General features: G+C 71.3%; 21 protein-coding genes. 8 read left to right on the top strand and 13 right to left on the bottom strand.

Annotated features, from left to right (window positions below; all coding sequences use genetic code 11):
- Nucleotides 1-35: 35 nt before the first annotated feature.
- Nucleotides 36-656 carry a hypothetical protein gene (locus tag ACFYNL_RS15705; protein ID WP_388802622.1) on the bottom strand — a complete coding sequence of 207 codons (621 nt, stop codon included), beginning with the start codon at nucleotides 654-656 and terminating at the stop codon, nucleotides 36-38.
- Between the two features lie 223 nt (nucleotides 657-879).
- Here ACFYNL_RS15705 and ACFYNL_RS15700 point away from each other — a divergent pair, with 223 nt between their 5' ends.
- The 3 genes from ACFYNL_RS15700 (at nucleotide 880) to hutH (ending at nucleotide 4,825) form a co-directional block, all read left to right on the top strand.
- Nucleotides 880-1,689 (top strand): enoyl-CoA hydratase/isomerase family protein, encoded by an 810-nt coding sequence (locus ACFYNL_RS15700; RefSeq protein ID WP_388802619.1) that lies wholly within the window; start codon nucleotides 880-882, stop codon nucleotides 1,687-1,689.
- Between the two features lie 381 nt (nucleotides 1,690-2,070).
- Entirely contained in the window at nucleotides 2,071-3,222 is a 1,152-nt protein-coding gene (locus tag ACFYNL_RS15695; RefSeq protein ID WP_388802616.1) for a diguanylate cyclase domain-containing protein, read from the top strand.
- Nucleotides 3,223-3,286: 64 nt separating this feature from the next.
- Nucleotides 3,287-4,825, top strand: coding sequence for a histidine ammonia-lyase (hutH, locus tag ACFYNL_RS15690; RefSeq protein ID WP_388802756.1), 1,539 nt, complete (start codon nucleotides 3,287-3,289; stop codon nucleotides 4,823-4,825).
- A 78-nt stretch (nucleotides 4,826-4,903) separates the two neighbouring features.
- On the opposite strand, the gene ACFYNL_RS15685 is transcribed toward hutH, so the two are convergent.
- Both ACFYNL_RS15685 and ACFYNL_RS15680 read right to left on the bottom strand, forming a co-directional pair.
- Nucleotides 4,904-5,668: a hypothetical protein gene (locus tag ACFYNL_RS15685; protein ID WP_388802613.1), complete on the bottom strand. Its 765-nt coding sequence runs from the start codon at nucleotides 5,666-5,668 to the stop codon at nucleotides 4,904-4,906.
- A gap of 42 nt (nucleotides 5,669-5,710) precedes the next feature.
- On the bottom strand, nucleotides 5,711-6,040 hold the full coding sequence (locus tag ACFYNL_RS15680; protein WP_388802610.1) for an LAETG motif-containing sortase-dependent surface protein: 330 nt from the start codon (nucleotides 6,038-6,040) through the stop codon (nucleotides 5,711-5,713).
- A 109-nt stretch (nucleotides 6,041-6,149) separates the two neighbouring features.
- Here ACFYNL_RS15680 and ACFYNL_RS15675 point away from each other — a divergent pair, with 109 nt between their 5' ends.
- From ACFYNL_RS15675 to ACFYNL_RS15665, 3 genes are all read left to right on the top strand, one after another.
- Complete coding sequence (locus ACFYNL_RS15675; RefSeq protein WP_388802607.1) at nucleotides 6,150-6,503, top strand: hypothetical protein; 354 nt, start codon at nucleotides 6,150-6,152, stop codon at nucleotides 6,501-6,503.
- Between the two features lie 220 nt (nucleotides 6,504-6,723).
- The gene (locus ACFYNL_RS15670; protein WP_388802604.1) at nucleotides 6,724-7,974 is read left to right on the top strand and encodes an Ig-like domain-containing protein; all 1,251 of its coding nucleotides are present in this window, start codon (nucleotides 6,724-6,726) and stop codon (nucleotides 7,972-7,974) included.
- A gap of 412 nt (nucleotides 7,975-8,386) precedes the next feature.
- Nucleotides 8,387-11,626 carry a S8 family serine peptidase gene (locus ACFYNL_RS15665; protein WP_388802754.1) on the top strand — a complete coding sequence of 1,080 codons (3,240 nt, stop codon included), beginning with the start codon at nucleotides 8,387-8,389 and terminating at the stop codon, nucleotides 11,624-11,626.
- 102 nt (nucleotides 11,627-11,728) lie between these two features.
- Here the strand turns inward: ACFYNL_RS15665 and ACFYNL_RS15660 are convergent, their stop codons facing one another.
- Nucleotides 11,729-12,112: a VOC family protein gene (locus tag ACFYNL_RS15660; RefSeq protein WP_388802601.1), complete on the bottom strand. Its 384-nt coding sequence runs from the start codon at nucleotides 12,110-12,112 to the stop codon at nucleotides 11,729-11,731.
- A gap of 200 nt (nucleotides 12,113-12,312) precedes the next feature.
- Nucleotides 12,313-13,353 (bottom strand): NAD(P)-dependent alcohol dehydrogenase, encoded by a 1,041-nt coding sequence (locus ACFYNL_RS15655; protein WP_388802598.1) that lies wholly within the window; start codon nucleotides 13,351-13,353, stop codon nucleotides 12,313-12,315.
- A gap of 184 nt (nucleotides 13,354-13,537) precedes the next feature.
- Here ACFYNL_RS15655 and ACFYNL_RS15650 point away from each other — a divergent pair, with 184 nt between their 5' ends.
- Nucleotides 13,538-14,467: a helix-turn-helix domain-containing protein gene (locus ACFYNL_RS15650; RefSeq protein WP_388802595.1), complete on the top strand. Its 930-nt coding sequence runs from the start codon at nucleotides 13,538-13,540 to the stop codon at nucleotides 14,465-14,467.
- A gap of 56 nt (nucleotides 14,468-14,523) precedes the next feature.
- On the opposite strand, the gene ACFYNL_RS15645 is transcribed toward ACFYNL_RS15650, so the two are convergent.
- The 6 genes from ACFYNL_RS15645 to ACFYNL_RS15620 form a co-directional block, all read right to left on the bottom strand.
- The gene (locus tag ACFYNL_RS15645) at nucleotides 14,524-14,991 is read right to left on the bottom strand and encodes an SRPBCC family protein (protein WP_388802592.1); all 468 of its coding nucleotides are present in this window, start codon (nucleotides 14,989-14,991) and stop codon (nucleotides 14,524-14,526) included.
- Between the two features lie 551 nt (nucleotides 14,992-15,542).
- A complete protein-coding gene (locus tag ACFYNL_RS15640; protein ID WP_388802589.1) occupies nucleotides 15,543-16,688 on the bottom strand; it encodes an RNA polymerase sigma factor in 1,146 nt (381 codons plus the stop codon).
- 9 nt (nucleotides 16,689-16,697) lie between these two features.
- Nucleotides 16,698-17,105, bottom strand: a complete 408-nt coding sequence (locus ACFYNL_RS15635) for a YciI family protein (protein ID WP_388802587.1) — start codon at nucleotides 17,103-17,105, stop codon at nucleotides 16,698-16,700.
- A gap of 389 nt (nucleotides 17,106-17,494) precedes the next feature.
- The gene (locus ACFYNL_RS15630) at nucleotides 17,495-17,947 is read right to left on the bottom strand and encodes a hypothetical protein (protein ID WP_388802585.1); all 453 of its coding nucleotides are present in this window, start codon (nucleotides 17,945-17,947) and stop codon (nucleotides 17,495-17,497) included.
- Between the two features lie 184 nt (nucleotides 17,948-18,131).
- Nucleotides 18,132-18,797 carry a peptide-methionine (S)-S-oxide reductase MsrA gene (gene msrA / locus ACFYNL_RS15625; RefSeq protein WP_388802582.1) on the bottom strand — a complete coding sequence of 222 codons (666 nt, stop codon included), beginning with the start codon at nucleotides 18,795-18,797 and terminating at the stop codon, nucleotides 18,132-18,134.
- Nucleotides 18,798-18,969: 172 nt separating this feature from the next.
- Nucleotides 18,970-20,088, bottom strand: coding sequence for a hypothetical protein (locus tag ACFYNL_RS15620; RefSeq protein WP_388802579.1), 1,119 nt, complete (start codon nucleotides 20,086-20,088; stop codon nucleotides 18,970-18,972).
- Between the two features lie 110 nt (nucleotides 20,089-20,198).
- Between ACFYNL_RS15620 and ACFYNL_RS15615 the strand changes: the two genes are divergently transcribed.
- Nucleotides 20,199-21,353, top strand: a complete 1,155-nt coding sequence (locus tag ACFYNL_RS15615; RefSeq protein ID WP_388802576.1) for a cystathionine gamma-synthase — start codon at nucleotides 20,199-20,201, stop codon at nucleotides 21,351-21,353.
- Between the two features lie 182 nt (nucleotides 21,354-21,535).
- Here ACFYNL_RS15615 and ACFYNL_RS15610 read toward each other — a convergent pair whose 3' ends face one another.
- Both ACFYNL_RS15610 and ACFYNL_RS15605 read right to left on the bottom strand, forming a co-directional pair.
- The gene (locus ACFYNL_RS15610) at nucleotides 21,536-21,784 is read right to left on the bottom strand and encodes a hypothetical protein (RefSeq protein WP_388802573.1); all 249 of its coding nucleotides are present in this window, start codon (nucleotides 21,782-21,784) and stop codon (nucleotides 21,536-21,538) included.
- The gene (locus ACFYNL_RS15605) at nucleotides 21,781-22,296 is read right to left on the bottom strand and encodes a sigma factor-like helix-turn-helix DNA-binding protein (protein WP_388802571.1); all 516 of its coding nucleotides are present in this window, start codon (nucleotides 22,294-22,296) and stop codon (nucleotides 21,781-21,783) included. Before ACFYNL_RS15605 ends, ACFYNL_RS15610 begins: the two co-directional genes overlap by 4 nt.
- Nucleotides 22,297-22,502: the final 206 nt, after the last annotated feature.

Genomic DNA, 22,502 nt, shown 5'->3' with positions numbered 1-22,502 from the left:
TGGCGCGAGGCGCCGCCGGTCGGCTTCCGTGCGCCTCAGTCGGTGCTTCTGAGCGGGTCCACGCACAGGCCGATGGCCGGGACGCAGAAGCTGTCCTCGGCCGGCTCGGCCGCCGCGGGCTGCGAAGGCTCCGGGGAGGTCTGGCCGGGCGGCGTACTCGCCGGTGGTGTGGTGGACGGCTCGGGTGCGTGGGAGGTCCCGGCCGGTGGGCGGGGCGCGGGGGCCTGCGGCGGGGCGTCGTGCGTCCTCGGGCCGGAAGCGTGGCGCGGCGGCTTCGCGGCGCGGTCCGCCCTGGGTACGACGACCGTGGTGGTCGTCGGTGTGGTGCCCAGACCCCCCATGGCGGAGGTCGCCGACGGGCTCGGCTTCGGGTGGGTCGTCGCCACGGTGGCGGCGGCGTTCGTCGAGCGGTCCGTGTCGCTGTCCGTGCCGGAGGCCGGGGCGGGGTCGGAGTCCGCCGTGCCCAGGGCGGTGACCTCGGAATCCGGTGTCAGGCGTACGAGGCTCAGCGCGCCGGCCGCCAGAGCGAGGCCGCCCGCGGCCAGCAGGACCTTGCGCGGGCGGGGGCGGCGGTGGCGACCGCGAGGACCGAAGAGACGGGCGCTCCGCCCGTCCTCGTCGGCGGCCCCGGTCTCCGTCGCCGTCTCCTTCGTCACGCCCATCCCGACCCCTCCCAACGCACTCGCGCCCCCGACGCGCCGTGGTGTCGCGCACGCTATGCGCTGTCGAGGACGGTGCGACGGCAGTTGGGTGCCATGTCACTCGAACGAGGTCTCGGGACTCGACCCGGGAACCGCTCGTGGTGGCCCTTTCCCCCGGCGTGGCACGGCTGCGATGATCGGGGCGAGTGTTGTTAACCCGCGTTAACCGGAGGGTGTCATGGCTGAGGCTGAGGAGCGGTACGGGGACTTCGTGTCGGTGCGACGGCACGGTGACGGCGGACATGTCGCGGAGCTGGCCCTGGACCGGCCCAAGGCCATGAACGCCGTCTCCACGGAGATGGCCCGCTCGATCGCGGGAGCGTGCGCGGCGCTGGGCGCCGACAAGGGCGTACGGGTGGTGGTGCTGACCTCCACGCATGAGCGGGCGTTCTGCGTCGGGGCGGACCTGAAGGAGCGGAACTCCTTCAGCGACGCCGATCTGGTGCGGCAGCGGCCGGTGACGCGCGGGGCGTACACCGGGGTGCTGGAGTTGCCGGTGCCGACGATCGCGGCGGTGCACGGATTCGCGCTGGGGGGCGGCTTCGAGCTGGCGTTGTCCTGCGATGTGATCGTGGCCGACCGCACGGCCGTGGTGGGGCTGCCCGAGGTGTCGGTCGGGGTGATCCCGGGCGGTGGCGGTACGCAGCTGCTGCCCCGCCGGGTGGGGGCGGCCCGGGCGGCCGAGCTGATCTTCACGGCGCGGCGCGTCGAGGCCGTCGAGGCCCGGGAGCTGGGGCTGCTCGACGTCCTGGTGGACGAGGGGCGCGACCGGGAGGAGGCGTTGGCCCTGGCGGAGCGGATGGCGGGGAACTCGCCGGTGGGGCTGCGGGCCGCCAAGCGGGCGCTGCGGGTCGGGCACGGGCTGGACCTGCGGGCCGGACTGGAGGTCGAGGACGCGGCCTGGCGGTCGGTCGCCTTCTCGGGGGACCGGGCGGAGGGCGTGGCCGCGTTCAACGAGAAGCGGAAGCCCGCGTGGCCGGGTGAGTGAGGGGGCGAGGGCCGGGGCCGCTGCTGATTCCCGGCGGCGGCCCGCCCGTGCCACCCGGCGGGGTCGGTGCCGCGTGCGACCGCCCTTCGGGTGCGCGTCCCGCGGTCCTCGCCCCGCGGTCCTCGCCCGCCGTCCCCGCCGACCGTTCTGGTGCCGCCGTCCTCGGGCCCGCCGTGCGTCCGGTGCCCGTGCGTCCGGTGCCCGTGCGGCGGTGCCCGTGGGTCCGGCCCGTGGGTCCGGCCCGTGCGTAGGGCCCGGGAGCGGGACGCCGGCGGTGGGGCCTCCCATGTCTTCCCGCCGACCCGCCGACCCGCCGACCCGCCGTCACTCCAAGCGCCGTAACAATGCACCGGTTCGCCCCAAACCTCCTAGCCTGGAGTGATGGGTGAGGACGGACGGCTCGCGGGCGTGGTGGCTCTGGCGCAGGGGATGGCGGCGGCGCACACCCCGCGTGAGTCCTGGCGGGCGGCGGCGCTCGGCGCGTGCCGGGCGCTGGCCGGGAGTTTCGCCGCGCTGTCGGTGTGGGAGCGGGAGCTGGGGCGGCTGCGGGTGCTCGTGAACGTCGGGGACCGGGCTCAGGGGGAGGAGGAGTTCCCGGGTGACGAGGCGTATCCGGTGCACCAGTTCCCGGAGATCACCGAGTTCCTGCACGAGCGGTGGGCAGCGGGTGGTGAGCCCAATGCCTGGGTGGAGACCGCCGAGGGCCTCGCCACGGGCCATCCCGGGTACTGCCATCAGCGGGTGGCCGCTCTGCGGCGTCGCGGCCGGGGGTGCTGTGTCGTCGCCCCGATCGTGCTGAACGGGAGGGCCTGGGGGGAGCTGTACGTGGCCCGTTCCGTCGGCTCCCCCGTGTTCGACCGGGGCGACGCCGACTTCGCCACCGTGCTGGCCGCCGTCGTGGCCGCGGGCATCGGGCAGAGCGAGCGGCTGGAGGAGGCCCGGCGGCTGGCGTTCACCGACGCGCTGACCGGGCTCGCCAATCGCCGTGCGGTCGACGTGAAGTTGGAGGAGGCGATCGAGCGGCACCGTACCGAGGGCGTCGTCGTCAGCCTCGTCGTGTGCGACCTCAACGGGCTCAAGCGTGTCAACGACACCCTGGGGCACGCCGTCGGCGACCGGCTGCTGGAACGGTTCGGGTCGGTGCTGTCGCTGTGCGGGGCCATGCTGCCGGGCGCTCTCGCCGCGCGTCTCGGCGGCGACGAGTTCTGTCTGCTCGTCGTGGGGGCGCCGGCCGACGACGTCGTGAAGGCCGCGGACGAACTGTGCCGGCGGGCGGCGGAGTTGGAACTGGGCGAGGGGGTCGCCTGCGGGGTGGCGTCCACGGACGATCCCATCGGGGCGGTGGGTTCCGCCCGCCGGTTGTTCCGGCTCGCCGACGCCGCCCAGTACCAGGCGAAGGCCGAGCGGTCCGGCAAGCCCGTGGTGGCGGGTCGGGAGGGGCCGGACGACCCGGTCGTGCGCCTCGCCGACGCGGAGCCCTCCGGGGAGGGTGCCGTGGAACGGCGGCGGTTCCGCGGTCGTCGGCCGCTGTAAGGGTCGTACCGGTCACCCACTAGTGACATCTTCGTCTTCACTGCGTACGCTCCTGAATATGGATATGCACACTGTGGTGGTGGGGACGTCCGGGGTCACCACGTCCGACGTCCTCGCCGTGGCACGCGGCGGTGCCCGCGTCGAGCTGTCGTCGGAGGCGCTCGCGGCCCTCGCCGCGGCCCGCGAGATCGTGGACGCGCTGGCGGCCAAGCCGGACCCCGTCTACGGCGTCTCCACCGGCTTCGGCGCCCTGGCGACCCGGCACATCAGCCAGGAGCTGCGCGGTCGGCTGCAGCGCAACATCGTCCGCTCGCACGCCGCCGGAATGGGCCCCCGCGTGGAGCGGGAGGTCGTACGGGCGTTGATGTTCCTGCGGCTGAAGACCGTCTGCTCCGGGCACACGGGCGTGCGGCCCGAGGTCGCGCAGACCATGGCGGACGTCCTCAACGCCCAGATCACCCCGGTCGTCCACGAGTACGGCTCCCTCGGATGCTCCGGTGACCTCGCCCCGCTGTCCCACTGTGCCCTGGCGCTGATGGGCGAGGGCGACGCCGAGGGACCGGACGGAACCGTGCGGCCCGCCGGTGAACTCCTCGCCGCGCACGGCATCGCCCCCGTCGAACTGCGGGAGAAGGAGGGCCTCGCCCTTCTCAACGGCACCGACGGCATGCTGGGCATGCTGGTCATGGCCCTCGCCGACCTCGACACCCTCTACAAGTCCGCCGACGTCACCGCCGCCCTGTCGCTGGAGGCGCTGCTCGGCACCGACAAGGTGCTCGCGCCCGAACTGCACGCCATCCGCCCCCACCCGGGGCAGGGCGCCTCCGCCGCCAACATGCTGGCCGTGCTGAAGGGTTCGGCCCTGACCGGCCACCACCAGGACGACGCGCCCCGCGTCCAGGACGCCTACTCGGTGCGGTGCGCCCCGCAGGTCGCCGGCGCCGGACGGGACACCATGGCGCACGCCCGCCTCGTCGCCGAGCGGGAGCTCGCCTCGGCGGTCGACAACCCGGTCGTCCTGCCCGACGGCCGCGTCGAGTCCAACGGCAACTTCCACGGGGCGCCCGTGGCCTACGTGCTGGACTTCCTCGCCATCGCCGTCGCCGACCTCGCCTCCATCGCCGAGCGGCGCACCGACCGGCTGCTGGACAAGAACCGCAGCCACGGCCTGCCGCCGTTCCTGGCCGACGACGCGGGTGTCGACTCGGGGCTGATGATCGCCCAGTACACCCAGGCCGCCCTGGTGAGCGAGTTGAAGCGGCTGGCCGTTCCCGCCTCCGCCGACTCCATCCCCTCCTCCGCCATGCAGGAGGACCATGTCTCCATGGGCTGGTCGGCCGCCCGCAAGCTGCGTACGGCCGTCGACAACCTCACCCGGGTCCTGGCCGTCGAGCTGTACGCCGCCACCCGCGCCATCGAACTGCGCGAGGGCCTCGCCCCGGCCCCGGCCTCCCGGGCGGTCATCGACGCCGTGCGGGCCGCCGGAGTCCAGGGTGCCGGTCCCGACCGGTTCCTGGCACCGGATCTCGCCGCGGCCGACGCGTTCGTGCGCGGCGGAGACCTGGTCGCGGCGGCGGAGAAGGTCACGGGGCCGCTCCAGTGACGCCCCGAGCTCTGGGCTGACACGAAAGCGGGGCCCTGCCGTACGACCGACAGGGCCCCGATGCTCCGCGCGGGCGGGTTACTTCAGCTTCGCGGCCTGCGCGTCGATCACGGCGGCCGGCACGTCGTACGGCTTGTCCGTCATCATCAGGCCCAGGTTCATCGTGTAGTACGTGGCGATGGTGCCGCCGTGGCGGACCACCTCGACGTGCGTGGTGGCCACGTCGCCGTCCTCCGCGTCGCTCTTCGCGGTGAACGCCACCGACTCGTCACCGGCACCGGACGCCTTCTCCGCGGCGATCGAGGTCACCTTCTGGTCCGTGCCCTGCATGGTGAGCGGGAAGCCCCCGGAGCAGCTCTTCACCGCGTCCGACACGGACTTGAAGGTCTTCTCGGCGCCGTCACCGTCGTACGAGGAGAGCCCGACGACCGTCATGTCCAGGCTCAGGGCGTCCGTGAAGGCGTCCTCGAACTCACCCTCGGTCAGGTCGTCCAGGGACTTGGAGGGGTTGTCGGTGGGCTTCTTCTTCTCCTGCGTGGCCATCACGGCCGCGTTCGAGGCCGAGTCGCCCGGCGCCAGACCACCCATGGCGTAGGCCAGCGGCGCGCACTGCTCCTCGCCGCTCTTGACGACGTCCTTGGACTTCGGCAGCTGCTTGCCGGACGCGTCCACCTTGTATCCGTCGACATCGCCCTGGGCGATGATCGCCTTCTTCAACTCCGCGGAGCTGAGCGCCTTCGCGTCGGAGCCCCCGGAGTCACCCCCGCAGCCCGTGAGAAGGGCGAGCGACAGCGCGCTCACGGCAACCGTGGCGGCTACACGCACGCCCGATGATCTCTTCATGGGCGGACTATGAAGCGCAGGTGAAGGGAGCGTCAAGTGATTTCAGAAGCCGAGACGTTCCCGGCGCACCGAGTAGGCGACGAAGCCCGCGCCCACCGCGAGGAAGACGGTCCCGCCGACGATGTACGGCGTGGTGTCCAGGCTTCCGGTGTCGGCGAGCCGGGTGCCGTCCGCGGTGGCGCCGTCCGTGCTCTCGGAGACGGCCCTGGCCTGCTGCGTCGTCCGGGTCGCCGAGGGTTCCGTTCTCGCCGGCTGCTCGCCCGTCGCGTTCGCGGAGGGCACGAACCACAGGGCGCCCAGCAGGGCACCCGCGGCGGTGGCGGTCAGCAGCGATCGGCGTGCGGTGGACGGCGATCGGTGAGCGGCGGACACGGAATATCGATCCCCTTGTGGTGCTGGCGAATTGGCCGTGTGGGGCGATGTTAGTGAAAGTCGCGGGTCACGGGAAAGTCACGGGGGGAATGAGTCGTACTCTCCGAGCATGAGCACTCCAGAAACATCACGCTTTGTACGAGTTCGCGTGGAAGTCGTTCTCGAAGTGGACGACGAAGAAGCTCTTACCGGGGCCGCGCTGCGGCGGATCGCCGAGGACAGCACGATGCCGGCCGACGAGCGGACGCTGGCCGAGAGCGCTGTGACGGAAGACACCGCGGAGGCCCTCGCCTATCTGGTCGATCCCTTCGACCTGGTCAGTGACGTGCCGGGGATCGAACTCGCGCAGGCGTCCTGGTCCAGCGAGCGCATCGAGCACGACCCCGATTCGCCCGAGTGGGGTCTCGACGACGATGATGTCGACGAGGACTTCGACGACGAAGCGACGAAGCGGGTCGGTTGAGGCGTCTTGGGGAAATCGTGACCCCGGGCGGCAACCGCCGCCCGGGGTTTCGTCGTCTCAAGGGGCGCACTGACCGACATCCGCACCACCGGCTTCGGCCGAGGTGGTGTACCCCACACATATCAGCGATGTGGAACGGGACGAACCGGTCGTAGCGTTGAAGATCCTTGACGGGGACTCTCGGGGTTTTGGGGATTCGGGAACAATGGAGAAGCGTGTGATGACGAACAGTAAGCGGCGCAAGGGCCTCACGGTCGCGTCCGCACTGCTCGGCGGTGTCCTGGTGCTCTCGGCCTGCTCCGGTGGCGACGACGGCGCCTCCGGGAGCGACGGAGGCGACACCTCGCAGTCCAAGGTCGACGAGGCGGCCGCCAAGAAGACCTCCGCGGCTCAGATCAAGATCACGCCCAAGGACGGCACCGACAACGCCTCCATCAACAACTCCGCCGCCGTCACCGTGAGCAAGGGCTCACTCACCCAGGTGACGATGAAGACCGCCGACGGCGCCCCGGTCGAGGGCGAGATATCCGCGGACAGGACCAGCTGGAAGCCCAGCGCCCAGCTGGAGCGCTCCACCACCTACAAGATCACCGTGACGGCGAAGGACGCCAAGGGCCTTGAGGCCCATGAGAACGCCTCCTTCACCACCGTCTCCCCGAAGAACAGCTTCCTCGGCTACTACACGCCGGAGGACGGCTCCACCGTCGGCGTCGGCATGCCCGTGTCGATCAACTTCGACAAGGCGATCAGCAACAAGGCGGCCGTCCAGAAGGCCGTCACCGTCTCCACCACCAGTGGTCAGGAGGTCGCCTGCCACTGGTTCAACGACACCCGCATGGACTGCCGGCCCGAGGACTACTGGCAGGAGGGCGCCACCGTCACCCTGAAGATGTCCCTGGACGGTGTCGAGGGCTCCGAGGGTGTCTACGGCGTCCAGCAGAAGACGGTCAGCTTCAAGATCGGTCGCAACCAGATCAGCTACGTCGACGCGAAGACCAAGCAGATGAAGGTCACGCAGGACGGCAAGACCATCAAGACCATCCCGATCTCCGCGGGTTCTCCGGAGAACAAGACCTACGAAGGCATCATGGTGATGTCCGAGAAGTTCAAGGAGACGCGCATGAACGGCGCGACCGTGGGCTTCACCGACGACGACGGCAAGGGCGAGTACGACATCAAGGACGTGCCGCACGCCATCCGCCTGTCCACCTCCGGCACCTTCATCCACGGCAACTACTGGGGCGCCAAGTCCATCTTCGGCAGCGTCAACACCAGCCACGGCTGCGTGGGTCTGTCCGACACCAAGGGCGCCAACGACAAGGGCACCGCGGGCTACTGGTTCTACAACAACTCGATCGTCGGTGACGTCGTGGTCGTCCAGAACACCGGCGACAAGACCATCGCGCCCGACAACGGCCTCAACGGCTGGAACATGGACTGGGCCCAGTGGAAGGCCGGCTCCGCCGCGTGACGAACCCTTGAGGTTGCTTCGTACGCAGCCTCACGACAGCTTTCCCACAGCTGACCGATGCCGCCCCTCAGGGGGCGGCATCGGTGTTTCCGGAGTGGCCGGCTGGGCAGCGCGGATCGGTGTCAAGGGAGGATGCGGGGGCGCAAACCGGCGAACGGGTAACGGAGTTCACGCCGTCGCGTAACAGTCGGTGGGAGTGCTTCTCATCTTCCGCGCATCTCTTGAGGCGTCAGACAGCGCCTCGGCATACTGCGGGTTCCGGGGGGCGAAGCGTAGGCGTACGGGACCTCCTCCGGCCGGGTGAACGGGGATTCACCCGGACCTTCTGCAAGGGGGAAACTTGCGCAGACAAGTCAAAAGAGTGTGCGCGGCCTCTGTCGCCTCAGCGGCCGCCATCGCCCTCGCCGCGGGAATGACCACCCCGGCGTCGGCGGAACCGGAGCAGCGCCCGTCCGGCGCCGCCAGCTCGTTCTCGTCCCCCCACCGCATCACCCTGATCACGGGTGACCGGGTCTCCATCGACTCCAAGGGCCGCGTGGTCGGTCTGGAGCGGGCGCAGGGGCGCCGGCACATACCCGTCCAGATCCGCCGGATCCACGGGCACACGCTCGTGATCCCGGCCGACGCGGCGCGGCTGGTCGCGGCGGGCAAGCTCGACCAGCGGCTGTTCGACGTCACCGAGCTGAACAAGTCCGCGATCCGCACCTCCCAGGCCAAGGGCCTGAAGGTCATCGTCGGCTACAAGGGCGCCGCAGCCGCCACCAAGGCGGACGTCCGGGACGCGGGCACCTTGCGCCGGACCCTGAAGTCCCTGAACGCGGACGCGGTGCAGACCTCCCACCAGGACACGCCCGAGCTGTGGGACGCGCTCACCAACGGCGACCGGACCGCCTCCGGGATAGCGAACGTCTGGCTGGACGGTGTCCGCAAGGCCAGCCTCGACAAGTCCGTCGCGCAGATCGGCGCCCCCAAGGCGTGGGCGGCCGGATACGACGGCAAGGGCGTCAAGATCGCCGTCCTGGACACCGGCGTCGACGCCACCCACCCGGACCTCAAGGACCAGGTGATCGCGGAGAAGAACTTCTCCCGGGCCGCCGACGCGAAGGACAAGGTCGGCCACGGCACGCACGTCGCGTCCATCGCGGCCGGCACCGGCGCCAGGTCCGCGGGGAAGTACAAGGGCGTGGCTCCCGGCGCCGACATCCTCAACGGCAAGGTCCTCGACGACGAGGGCTTCGGCGACGACTCCGGCATCGTCGCGGGCATGGAGTGGGCCGCCGAGCAGGGCGCCCAGGTCGTCAACATGAGCCTCGGCGGCATGGACACCCCCGAGGTCGACCCGATGGAGGCGGCGGTCAACAGGCTGTCCACCGAGAAGGGCATCCTCTTCGCTGTGGCGGCGGGCAACTCCGGTCCGGCGTCGATCGGTTCGCCCGGCAGCGCGGAGGCCGCGCTGACCGTCGGCGCCGTCGACGACAAGGACGTGCTCGCGCCCTGGTCCAGCACCGGCCCCCGGCTCGGCGACGGCGCCATCAAGCCGGACGTGACCGCCCCGGGCGTCGCCATCACTGCCGCGTCCGCCAAGGGCAGCCTCTTCGAGCAGGAGGTCGGCGAGAAACCGCCCGGCTACCTGACCATCGAGGGCACGTCCATGGCGACGCCGCACGTCGCGGGTGCCGCCGCGATCCTCAAGCAGCAGCACCCGGACTGGTCGTACACCGAGCTCAAGGGTGCCCTGACCGGTTCCGCCAAGGGCGGCAAGTACACGGCGTTCCAGCAGGGTTCGGGCCGTGTCCAGGTCGACAGGGCCGTCAAGCAGACGGTGATCGCCGACCCGGTGTCGCTGAGCTTCGGCACGCAGGAGTGGCCGCACACCGACGACAAGCCGGACACCAGGAAACTGACGTACCGCAACCTCGGCACCGAGGACATCACCCTCACCCTGTCCACGACGGCCACCGACCCCAAGGGCCGGCCGGCTCCCTCGGGCTTCTTCAAACTCGGCGCGACGAAGGTGACGGTTCCCGCGGGCGGCGAGGCCGCCGTCGACCTCACCGTCGACACCAGGCTGGGCGGCACCCTCGACGGCGCCTACTCCGCGTACGTGACGGCGGCGGGCGGTGGCCAGAGCGTCCGGACGGCCGCCGCGGTGCAGCGCGAGGTGGAGTCGTACGACGTCACCGTCAAACACGTCGACCGCGACGGCAAGCCGGCGCCCGAGTACAACACCGCCCTGTTCGGCTACGCGGGCCTGGCCACGAACCTGGACCACCAGGTTCCGCTCTCCGAGTCCGGCACCACCACGTTGCGGCTGCCCAGGGGCACGTATCTGCTCGACGCCTGGATCGCCAAGGACCTGGTGACCCTGGAGGGCGGCCTCGACTGGCTGGTCCAGCCGAAGCTGAACGTCACCAAGGACACCACCGTCACGATCGACGCCCGCACGACGAAGTCGGCCGACATCACCGTGCCGGACGCGCGGGCCGAGCAGGTGCTCGCCGCCAGTGACTACTTCTACGACCCGGCGGGCATCGGCCTCGGCGTCGGCCTCGCCTCCTTCGCCGACCTGCGCATGGCGCACCTCGGCCCGGAGGTCGCGAGCGGCCTGGTGCAGAGCTGGAACGGCCAGTGGACGAAGGGAGACGACGCCGAGTACGACGTCGCGACCACCGCCGAGGTCAAGAAGATCCAGGGGGACAAGGTCCGCCACTTCAAGGCGGGCGAGCTCGCCGAGGTGAAGAGCAGCCTGGGTGCCGCGGCCCCCGGCAAGACCGGCGCGCTGCTCCCCGTGGGCGTCTTCCCCGACAACGCCGTGATCAGCGCTCCGATCGAGCAGAAGCTGCCGGGCTCGCGGACGATGTACCTGTCGACGTCCGACAAGGTCCAGTGGACGTTCGACTTCGAGCAGTACGCAGGCCGGGACGCGGACGGCTTCCCGATCATCGACGCCGGCTACACCCTGGGCAGCCCGCAGACGTTCAAGGCGGGCCAGAGCTACACGAAGACCTTCAACACGGCGGTCTTCGGCCCGCACATCAACAAGGAATTCGGCCTGTTCCGTCAGGACAACGAGATCTACGGCTTCCTGCCGCTGTTCGCCGACGCCCACAAGCACGCCGGCGCGTCGGACTTCACGGCGGTGGCCACCAGCCTGTACCGCAACGGCACCAAGGTGGGCACCAACGACGACCCGCTGTTCGGCGGGGCGACGTTCAAGGTCCCGGCCGCGGAGGCCGAGTACCGGCTGACCACCTCGGTCAAGCGGAGCGTCAAGGTCGCGGCCGCCTCCACGCGGATCGACGCGAGCTGGACCTTCCGTTCCAAGAAGCCGACCGGTGACCAGGCCACGCTCGCGGCCTCCACGGTCCGCTTCAACGCCAGGACGGGCCTGGACAGCCGGGTCGAGGCCGACAAGAAGGTGACGTTCCCGGTCACCGTCGTCGGCTCGGCAGCGGGCGCCAACCTCAGGTCGCTGCACGTGTACGCGTCGTACGACTACGGCCAGACCTGGAAGAAGCTCGACGTCAGGAACGGCAAGATCACCGTGAGGAATCCGGCGAAGGGGAAGGGGATCTCCTTCCACTCCAAGGTCGCCGACAAGAAGGGCAACAAGGCGACGGTCTCGATCTACAACGCCTACTACGGCAAGTAAGCCGTACGGCGTGCCGGGAGGCCGCCGCCGAACCGCCCGCCGGAACCGCTCCTCCGGCGGGCGGTTCGCGCTCGCCCGCACGGGCGCCGAGGAACCGGTGCGTCAGCCGCCGCTGCCGTACGGCCTCGTCAGGATCTCCAGGTTGTGCCCGTTCGGATCCTCGAAGTAGGCGCCGCGGCCACCGTCGTTGTGGTTGATCTCGCCGGGACGGCGGTGGTACGGGTCGGCCCAGTACGTCAGACCGGCCTCCCGGATCCGGCCGAAGATCGAGTCGAAGTCGTCCTCCGACACCAGGAACGCGTAGTGCTGCGGCGTGACCGCGCCGGGCGTGTCCAGATAGTCCAGGGTCACGCCGTTGGGGATCTCGACCGGGACGAACGGGCCGTACTGCGGGCTCACCGCCAGGCCCAGGATGTCGGCGAGGAACTGGGCCGACGCCTTCTTGTCGTGCGCCGCGACGATGGTGTGGTTGAGCTCGACGGTCATCGTGGGCTGTCTCCTCGTCTCACACGGATCGGACTGGCTCCGCCTCCCACGCTAGGCAGGCCCGCCACACGGCACATCGGTCCCGGGGAGGGGGCGGGTCTACTGCTTCGGTACTCCGCCCTCGGCCCCGAGCCGCTCATGCCGAGGGCCCCGGAGCGGTACGGCTCCGGGGCCCTCGGCCAGGGGTGGGCCCGCCGACGTCAGATCGTCGCCGTGTCGATCACGAACCGATACCGCACATCGCTGTCCAGCACCCGCTCGTACGCCTCGTTGATCTGCTCGGCGTCGATCAGCTCGATCTCGGCGCCGAGACCGTGCTCGGCGCAGAAGTCCAGCATCTCCTGGGTCTCCCGGATGCCGCCGATGCCGGATCCGGCGAGGGTCTTGCGCCCGCCGATCACCGAGAAGAGGTTGAGCCTGACGGGCTCCTCGGGAGCGCCCACGTTCACGAACGCGCCGTCCGTCCTGAGCAGGGACAGGAACCGGTCCAGGTCCAGCGGCGCCGAGACCGTGGAGAGGATGAGGTCGAAGGTGCCCCTCAGCTCCTCGAAGGTGTTCTCGTCGCTGGTCGCGTAGTAGTGGTCGGCGCCCAGCTTCAGCCCGTCCTCCTTCTTGCGCAGGGACTGCGAGAGGACCGTGACCTCGGCGCCGAGCGCGTGCGCGATCTTCACGCCCATGTGGCCGAGGCCGCCCATGCCGAGGATCGCGACCTTCTTGCCCGGACCTGCGTTCCAGTGCCTGAGCGGGGAGTACGTGGTGATGCCGGCGCACAGCAGGGGCGCGGCCACGTCCAGGGACAGGCCGTCGGGGATGCGGACGACGAAGTTCTCGTCGACGACGATCTTCTCCGAGTAGCCGCCGTAGGTCGGCTCGCCGTTCTTGTCGAGCGCGTTGTAGGTGCCGACATTGCCGCCGGTGCAGTACTGCTCCAGGCCTGCCTCGCAGTTCTCGCACTCACGGCAGGAGTCGACCAGGCAGCCGACGCCCACGCGGTCGCCGGCCTTGTACTTGGTCACGCCCGGGCCGACCTCGGAGACGATGCCCGCGATCTCGTGGCCGGGGACCATCGGGAAGATCGCCTCGCCCCAGCCCTCGCGGGCCTGGTGGATGTCGGAGTGGCAGATACCGGCGAACTTGATGTCGATCAGGACGTCGAACTCGCCGACCTCGCGGCGCTCGATGGTGGTGCGCTCCAGCGGAGCCTTCGCGGCGGGTGCGGCGTATGCGGCAACGGTCGTCATGCCGGGGATCTCCTAGCGGGGTTCGCGTGCCCGGCTGCCTTCTGGTCTTCGCTGTCCGTCCGGGCACGGCATTCAGCCTGCCGGGAAGAGACGGCGCCACCCAGACCTCAATCGTGCGTACGCTCGCCGGTCCTACCACTGGTGGGGTCAGGCTCCTGTGCGTAGGACCGGGAATACTTGAGGCATGGACGAAAAGCCCGAATCCCTGTCCGGACCCACCACCGACACCGGTGCCGACCGGGCCGGCCTGGACCCGCGGGCCGAGCTCAGCGAGTTTCTGCGCACCCGGCGTGCCCGGCTGAAGCCGGAGGACGTCGGACTGCCGGACTTCGGGCGCCACCGCAGGGTGCCGGGGCTGCGGCGCGAGGAGCTGGCACAGCTGGCCGGGGTGTCCGTGGCGTACTACACACGCCTGGAGCAGGGCAACGGGCGCAACGTATCGGCGGAGGTCCTCGACGCGATCGCGCGGGCGCTGCGGCTGAGCGACGCCGAGCACGCCCATCTGACGCACCTCGCGAAGCCCAAGCAGCACAAGAAGAAGCCCGCGGCGCGCACCGAGCAGGTACGGCCGGCGCTGCGGCAGCTGCTGGAGTCGATCGACGGGGTACCCGCCTACGTCGCGGGGCGCCGCTCGGACATCCTCGCCTGGAACCGGATGGCGGCGGCGGTCTTCGGCGACTGGTCGGAGCTGCCGGTCCAGGAGCGCAACTGGGCACGGCTGGTGTTCCTCAAGCCCGAGTACCGCGACCTGTTCGTGGAGTGGGAGCAGAAGGCGTCCGACATGGTCGCCTATCTGCGGATGGACGCCGGCTGCCACCCCGACGACCCGCGGCTGTCCGCCCTGGTCGGCGAACTCTCGGTCAAGAGCGAGGAGTTCCGGCGGCTGTGGGCCACCCACGACGTCAAGGAGAAGACCCACGGCGTCAAGCACATCCGGCATCCCCTGGTGGGCGAACTGACCCTGAACTTCGAGTCGTTCCGCATGTCCGACGGCACCGAGCAGACACTGATCACGTATCACGCGGAGCCGGGGTCGGCGTCGGCGGAGGCCCTGCGGCTGCTGGCCAGTTGGGGAGCGGACGCGACGAAGGCGGGGACCTCCCCGCTCCGCTGACGCTCACGCGCAACGGTGCGCAGGCCGCCGCGCGCACCGGCGCCACCGCTGCCACGTCAGTGGCCGCCGCGCCCCTCGACCGCAGCGGCGATGTCGTCGAGGTCCTTGGCGACGGCCTTGCTCACCGCCCGTGCGCCGACCCCGCCCAGAAGTCTCGTGAGCAGGCCCGCGACCCCGCCGGGGGCCACCGCCGTGAACGTCATACGAATGGTCGTCGCGGACGGCCCGTCCGCCCTCACCACCCACTCCGAGACGTAGTGGGTGCCGTGCGACTCGGCCTCCACCACATAGCGCTCGGGCGCCTCGCAGGCGGTCACCCACATCTCCTCGGTGGCCTCCTTGCCGAACATGCGCCGGGTCTCGCGCCACCGGGTGCCCACCCCGAAGGCCCCCTCCGTGACGACCTCGACCCTGGAGACGCCGCTGAGCACGCGCTCCATTCCCTCGATGTCGGTCAGCGCCTCCCACACGGGCCCCCGGCCCGCGGCGACGCGCCGCTCCACGACGACGCTTCTGCTGGTCATGCACCCCATGAAAGCAGCCGGGTCCGACAATCGCCCGACGACGGATGACGGATGACGGATGACGGACGACCGGCGACCGGCGACCGGCGCCCGAGGACCGACGACAGGCGACCGGCGACCGACTGCTGCCGACCGGGAACGGTGGCTTCAGCGGCGACCGGCGACCGGCGACCGATGACCGATGATCGGCGACGGACGACCGAGGACCGACTGCTGCCGACCGGGACCGGTGGCCTCAGCGGCGACCGATGACCGATGACCGATGACCGGCGACGGACGACCGAGGACCGACTGTGCCGACCGGGACCGGTGGCCTCAGCGGCGACCGGCGACCGGCGACCGGCGACCGATGACCGATGACCGGCGACCGGCGACGGACGACGGACGACCGAGGACCGACTGCTGCCGACCGGGACCGGTGGCCTCAGCGGCGACCGGCGACCGGCGACCGGCGACCGATGACCGATGACCGGCGACGGACGACGGACGACCGAGGACCGACTGCTGCCGCCCCGGACCGGTGGCCTCAGCGGTGACCGGGACGGGTGGCCTCAGCGTCCCCGCCGGACGTTGAGCCGGGCGGCCTGCCGGGTGAGGTGGTCGCGTTCGGCGAAGTTGGGTGCCTTCCCGGCCGCGTCGGCGTACAGCCGTGCCGCCGTGGCCAGGTCGCCGTCGCGCTCGTGGAGGTACGCGGCCACCGCGGCGTGCCGGGGCAGCGTGTCGTCCACAGCGGCGAGCGCCGCCAGCCCGGCACGCGGTCCGTCGGCCTCGCCGACGGCGACCGCGCGGTTGAGCCGGACGATCGCGCTGTCGGTCAGGCGCGCGAGTTCGTCGTACCACTCGACGATCTGCACCCAGTCGGTCTCCTCGGCGGTGGGCGCGTCGGCGTGCAGGGCGGCGATGGCGGCCTGCGCCTGGAACTCGCCCAGCCGGTCGCGTGCCAGGGCGGCCTGCAGGATGCCGACGCCCTCGGCGATCGCCGCGGTGTCCCATCGGCCGCGGTCCTGCTCGGCGAGCGGCACGAGCCCGCCGTCGGGCGCGATCCGGGTGGCGCGCCGGGCGTGGTGGAGCAGCATGAGGGCGAGCAGCCCCGCCACCTCGGGATGGTCGACCTGGGCCGCGAGCTGCCGGGTGAGCCGGATGGCCTCGGCGGCGAGGTCGACGTCGCCGGAGTAGCCCTCGTTGAAGACCAGGTAGAGCACCCTCAGCACGGTGGCGACATCGCCGGGCTGGTCGAACCGTACGCCGGAGACGGTGCGCTTGGCCCGGCTGATGCGCTGGGCCATCGTCGCCTCCGGCACCAGGTAGGCCCGGGCGATCTGCCGGGTGCTGAGCCCGCCGACGGCGCGCAGGGTGAGCGCGACCGCGGACGAGGGAGTCAGCGACGGGTGGGCGCACAGGAAGTACAGCTGAAGGGTGTCGTCCGCGGCGGGCGCGGGCCCGCGCGCCGGTTCCTCCTCCACGAGGCCCTCACGCCGGCGGCGGGCGGCGTCCGACCTCGCCTGGTCGAGGAACTTGCGCCAGGCCACCGTGACCAGCCAGCCCTTCGCGTCCCGCGGCGGATCGTCCGGCCAGACGCGGACCGCCTCGACCAGCGCGTCCTGCACGGCGTCCTCGGCCGCCGCGAAGTCGGCTCCGCGGCGGACGAGAACGGTGAGCACACCCGGTGTGAGGCTCCGCAGCAGTGCCTCGTCCATGAGGAGAGGTCACTCCGTGATGGTGGGCGGCGCGGCGAGGAACGGACGCACCTCCAGCCACTCGTGGATCGGCTTGCCGCCCGCCCCGGGGGCCGCCGACAGTTCCCCGGCCAGTTCCACGGCACGCTCGTAGCTGTCGACGTCGATCACCATCCAGCCGGCGATGAGGTCCTTGGTCTCGGCGAACGGACCGTCGGTGACCGGCGGGCGGCCCTCACCGTCGTACCGGACCCACGTCCCCTCGGGCGCGAGCGCCTGACCGTCGACGAACTCCCCGCTCGTCTCCAGCCGGTCCGCGAAGTCCCGCATGTACTGCATGTGCGCGGAGATCTCCTCCGGCGTCCACTGGTCCATCGGCACGTCGTTCACCGCGGCCGGGGCACCGCGGTAGTGCTTGAGCAGCAGGTACTTGGCCATGGTGTTCTCCTCGGTGCTGTGCGACCCATTCTGGTCGCGTTCACCTCGGGGACGGAGCCGGTCGTGGTTTCTCGACATCGCCGCGACAGGTTTTTCCGGCTGACCCGGTGAGCCGCTCACCGGGCAGTCGCCCGTCTCCACGTCCGTCTCGGGAAGGGCGTTCTCCACTGCCTGCCCGTCGGAGTCGTCGAAGCCGTGGCCGGAGAACTCCGCGACCGACTCGCAGAACGGCCGTAGGTTCTCCTCGAAGATCCAGCTCGCGGCGAGGGCTGAATCAGGGCTCCGGGCGCTCGCCCGTCGCAGTCATCGGCCGCCCCCGGTGATCTCCGTGAGCGAGCCGGCCGGGTCTCTCCCGGCCGGCCCTTGGTGGTCGGCTCGCAACCGGGTGCCTAGAACGGATCGGCGTTGCCGCTGTCGTCGTAGGCCGGGTACATGACCGAGGAGGAGGCACACCGCAGCACCGTGGTCCCCTCCATGTGGCACAGCTCGATCCAGGCCCGGTCTATCCAGCCGCCGGGGTTCGCGTAGGTGTACCACTCACCGGCCGTGCCGACACCGGTGGACACCCGGCGCAGCTGGTAGTAGACGGTCCCGGCGGCGCCGGCGGTCACCAGGCGTACGGCCACGCCGTGGCCGTCGGACGCCTTGTCCTCGACGTAGAGGTACACCGGGTCGAGGCGGTACGGGTTCAGCCGCCACTGGGTCTTGGCCTTGGCGTAGCCCCAGCTGGTGGAGACCGAGGTGCCGGTGACCGTGCTGGCGGACGCCTGCCCGGCTCCCAGGCTCAGCGTGAACAGGGCCGCGACGGTCGCGGCGATGCCGATGGTGCGCTTGCGACGCATGAACGCTCCGTGAAAGTCGTGTGTGGAGCGTGCACCCTATCGCCAGAACGATCACAGCACACCAAGATTCCCGGAGCGCATCCGGCGTCCGCCTGGGCGCCGCGGAACGTCGCGGTGAGGGGCGGGCACGACGGCAGCCGTTCCCGCCACGGCGCCGCGGGCCGCGCGGCGGACACGCCGGTGCTCACCCGTCGGCCTTGGCCACACCTATCGGGCAGGACACCCCGGTCCCGCCGATCCCGCAGTAGCCCGCCGGGTTCTTGTCCAGGTACTGCTGGTGGTACCCCTCGGCCGGATAGAAGGTCCGCTCCTGCGCCGGGAGGATCTCCGTGGTGATCGTGCCGTAGCCGGAGCCGGTCAGGACCTTCTGGTAGGACTCGCGGGAAGTCTCGGCCGTCTTCGCCTGGTCAGGAGTGTGCGTGTAGATCGCCGAGCGGTATTGCGTGCCGACGTCGTTGCCCTGACGGAAGCCCTGCGTGGGGTCGTGGGACTCCCAGAACGTCTTCAGGAGGCGTTCGTACGAGATCACGCTCGGGTCGTAGACCACGCGCACGGCCTCCGTGTGGCCGGTCAGGCCCGAGCAGACCTCCTCGTAGGTGGGGTTCTCGGTGTAGCCGCCCTGGTAGCCGACCAGGGTCGTCCACACGCCGGCCGGGAGCTGCCAGAACTTGCGCTCGGCGCCCCAGAAGCAGCCCAGGCCGAAGTCGGCGATCTCCAGGCCCTCGGGGTAGGGACCGAGGAGCGGGTTGCCGAGGACCGTGTGACGGTCGGGGACCGCGAAGGCCGGGTCCGGGCGGCCCTTCAGCGCCTGCTCGGGGGTGGGCAGGACGGGCGTACGGCCGAAGAGCATGACGGTTCCTTCCTTGCGGGCCTCGCGACCCTGAGGGCGACGGCTGCGGTGCTCCGGCGGGTCGTCCCCGCCGGCGGTACCCCCTTCAACGCACGGCCGGCCTCTCGGATTCCGCGCCACGCCGCTGCCGCCCGCGCGGCGCGGGCACTGAGTTCCAGCGCGGCGCGGGAACTCAGTGCGGCAGTGTCGCCGGGCTGCCGCCGTTCGCCTCGTAGCCAGCCACCGCCAGTGCGCGGTAGACCGCGAACTCGGCCGCCGGGTCGGCGGACAGGGTCCAGGGCAGGGCACCGACATGGCCGTCGACGTGCACCAGCTGGTCCATCGCCTCCGCCCAGCGCTCACCGCGGACCAGGAAGAAGACCAGCAGGTGCCGTACGTGCGCCAGCATCGGGTCGTCGGGGCGCGCGGCGTGCACCGCGTACAGAGCGCCGTGGATCGCCTTCGTCACGACCTCGCTCTGGTAGAAGCCGCTGACCAGGTTCACCTCGGGCATGTGCTCGAAGACCGCGAACAGCGGCATCGCGGCGAGGAGGGAGCCCTGGGGCGCGCGTGCCGCCGCCGCCTCCGCGAAGTCGTACGCCAGCGCACGCGAGCCGTGCCACTTCTCGCACCAGTAGTGCAGGGCCGCGAGGTGCGCGCCCATGTGGGCCGGGGCACGGTCCAGTATCTTCAGCCAGAGCTGCTCGAACTCCGGTCGGGAATAGGCCAGTCCACGCGCCACCGACAGCTCGACGATGTACGGGATCGGATCACCGGGGGCGAGCAGCGCGGCGTCGGAACACGCCGACTTCGCCTCCTCCATGATGATCCGGAACTCGTCCGTGCCCGGCGTCGCCGTGCGCCACGCCTGCTGCACCAGGAACTCCGCGTGCACGGCCGCCCCGCCCGCGTCCTTGGGCTGCTCGGTCCGCCACACCCGCAGCCACTGACCGCCCGGCGACTCGCCGACCCCGCCCGGCCGCTGCTGCAGCTCCAGCGACGCGGCACCGGCGAAGGCCTGCACCCGCTGCCAGCGCAGCTCGCCCTCCGCCTCCGTGCCGGCCAGCAGCTGCGAGGCGGCTCGGTAGTCCTGGGTGCGCTGCACCAGGTCGAGGACGTCCAGCAGGTCCTGGTCGGGGCCGGGCATGCGGATGTCCAGCTCCTCCTGCCGTACGAAGCCGTAGTTCGCCGGGTCCGCGGCGTCCGGGTGGCCCGGCGGGACCTGCTCGATCATGCCCCGCCTGCGCCTCATGAACGGCACCACCACGAAGGCGACCATGAGCAGCGCGATCAGGACCCAGAGAATCTCCATGCCTCCAGCGTTCCAGACGCCGCCGACAATTGGCCAACGAGTGGCCCCCGGCCCCCGCCGAAAACCCGCCGCCCGGCACGTGCGGCGTTCGCGCACTACCCTCGGTGCCCATGAGCGACAGGCATATCAACCAGCATTTCGAGACCCTCGCGATCCACGCGGGCAACACCGCCGATCCCCTGACCGGCGCGGTCGTCCCGCCGATCTACCAGGTCTCGACCTACAAGCAGGACGGTGTCGGCGGCCTGCGCGGCGGCTACGAGTACAGCCGCAGCGCCAACCCGACCAGGACCGCCCTGGAGGAGAACCTCGCCGCACTGGAAGGCGGCCGCCGCGGGCTCGCGTTCGCGTCCGGACTGGCGGCCGAGGACTGCCTGTTGCGTACGCTGCTCAGCCCCGGCGACCACGTGGTCATCCCCAACGACGCGTACGGCGGCACGTTCCGCCTCTTCGCCAAGGTCGTCTCCCGGTGGGGCGTGGAGTGGTCGGTCGCCGACACCAGCGACCCGTCCGCCGTACGGGCCGCCATCACCCCGAAGACCAAGGTCGTCTGGGTGGAGACCCCCTCCAACCCGCTGCTCGGCATCACCGACATCGCCGCCGTCGCCCAGATCGCCCGGGACGCGGGCGCCCGGCTCGTCGTCGACAACACCTTCGCCACGCCCTACCTGCAGCAGCCGCTGTCCCTCGGCGCGGACGTCGTGGTGCACTCCCTGACCAAGTACATGGGCGGCCACTCGGACGTCGTCGGCGGCGCCCTGATCGTCAGCGACCCGGACCTCGGTGAGGAACTGGCCTTCCACCAGAACGCGATGGGCGCGGTCGCCGGGCCCTTCGACTCCTGGCTGGTGCTGCGGGGCACCAAGACGCTCTCGGTGCGCATGGACCGGCACAGCGAGAACGCCACGAAGATCGCCGACATGCTGACCCGGCACGCGCGCGTGACCCGCGTCCTGTACCCCGGCCTTCCCGAGCACCCCGGTCACGAGGTCGCCGCCAAGCAGATGAGGACGTTCGGCGGCATGATCTCCTTCCAGGTCGCCGGCGGCGAGGAGGCGGCCGTCGAGGTCTGCAACCGCGCCAAGGTGTTCACGCTCGGGGAGTCCCTGGGCGGCGTCGAGTCCCTCATCGAGCACCCGGGACGCATGACGCACGCGTCCGTTGTCGGCTCCGCCCTGGAGGTTCCCGGCGATCTCGTGCGCCTCTCCGTGGGCATCGAGAACGTGGACGACCTCCTGGAGGACCTCCAGCAGGCGCTGGCCTAGGAGCGTTCCGGAAGTCCCGGGTGCCGCGGGTGCTGTGCGGGACTTTCGCGACGCCCTCGGTCTGGGCACGCCCTCGGTCTGGGCACGCCCTCGGTCTGGGCACGCCCTCGGTCTGGGCGCACCCTCGGTCTGGGCGCACCCACGGTCCGGGCACACCCCCGGTCCGGGCTCCGCGGGAAAGGTCACCAGCCTGTCAGCGGTGGAGTCGTCTCCGACGGCGGCTCCACCCACGGGCGGGCCAGCACCGCCCACACCACGAACGCCACCGACGCGGCGAACAGCACCAGCCACATCAGGCGTACGACTGCGGTCCTGCGGCGCAGCATCCGGCCACCGCGCCGAACGGCCTCCGGATACAGGTCCGGCGGCACCGGCGGCGGCGTGCGGTCCATGAGCCGCCGCGCGGCCGCCTCCCGCTGGCTGCGATTCACGGCGACACCACCTCGGCTCCCAGGACGGCCGGCGCGGGCCCTCGCGGCGGATGCAGCACCGTCGCCGTCGCCCGGTCGCAGATCGCGTGGACGCGCTCCGCGGGCAGGCCGAGCAGCGCCCCCACCTGCTCCTCGGCGACGCCCTCGTACAGCCTCAGCACCAGGATCAGGCGTTCCTGCGGGGAGAGGACGGCGAGCGGGCTGCCGGGGTGCGGGCGGGACCGGCCGAGGACGCCCAGGCCGCCGCCGTACCGGTGCCAGGCGGACCGGGAGAAGCGGGTGGCCAGGTACTGGCGGGCACGGTCGTAGGGATCCTCGCCGCGCAGCCGGTCCCAGCACGCGTACGTGTGCGCCAGCGACAGTGTCAGAAGGCGCCGGGCCTGCGGGTTGTCGTCCGGTGGCTCCGCGGTGAGCAGCGTGGCGGCATGCAGCAGCCGCCCTGCCGCGCCCGCGACGAACGCCTCGAACTCCCGGGCCCGGCGGGCGTCCTGGGCCGCACGCCGTCGTCCCACCACCCCTCCCGCCTGAACACGCCCTGAGGAAGCGGGCCCCGGCCGCGCGCGTGGCGCGTCCGTCGCACACGAGTCGTGCGGGTGAACGAGGGCCCGGTTTCATATGAGGCCAGCATCGGCCCAAGGTCAAGACCCGTGCCCCGATCAGCGACCGGGGCCCCATGTGCACGCGCGCGTGCCCGAACCTGCCGCGTGACCGGCGCACC

This window comes from Streptomyces sp. NPDC007808 (genome assembly GCF_042868655.1).
Taxonomy (GTDB): domain Bacteria; phylum Actinomycetota; class Actinomycetes; order Streptomycetales; family Streptomycetaceae; genus Streptomyces.
Note: the sequence above shows the minus strand (reverse complement) of the source record. Positions and strands in the feature narration are given on the sequence as shown.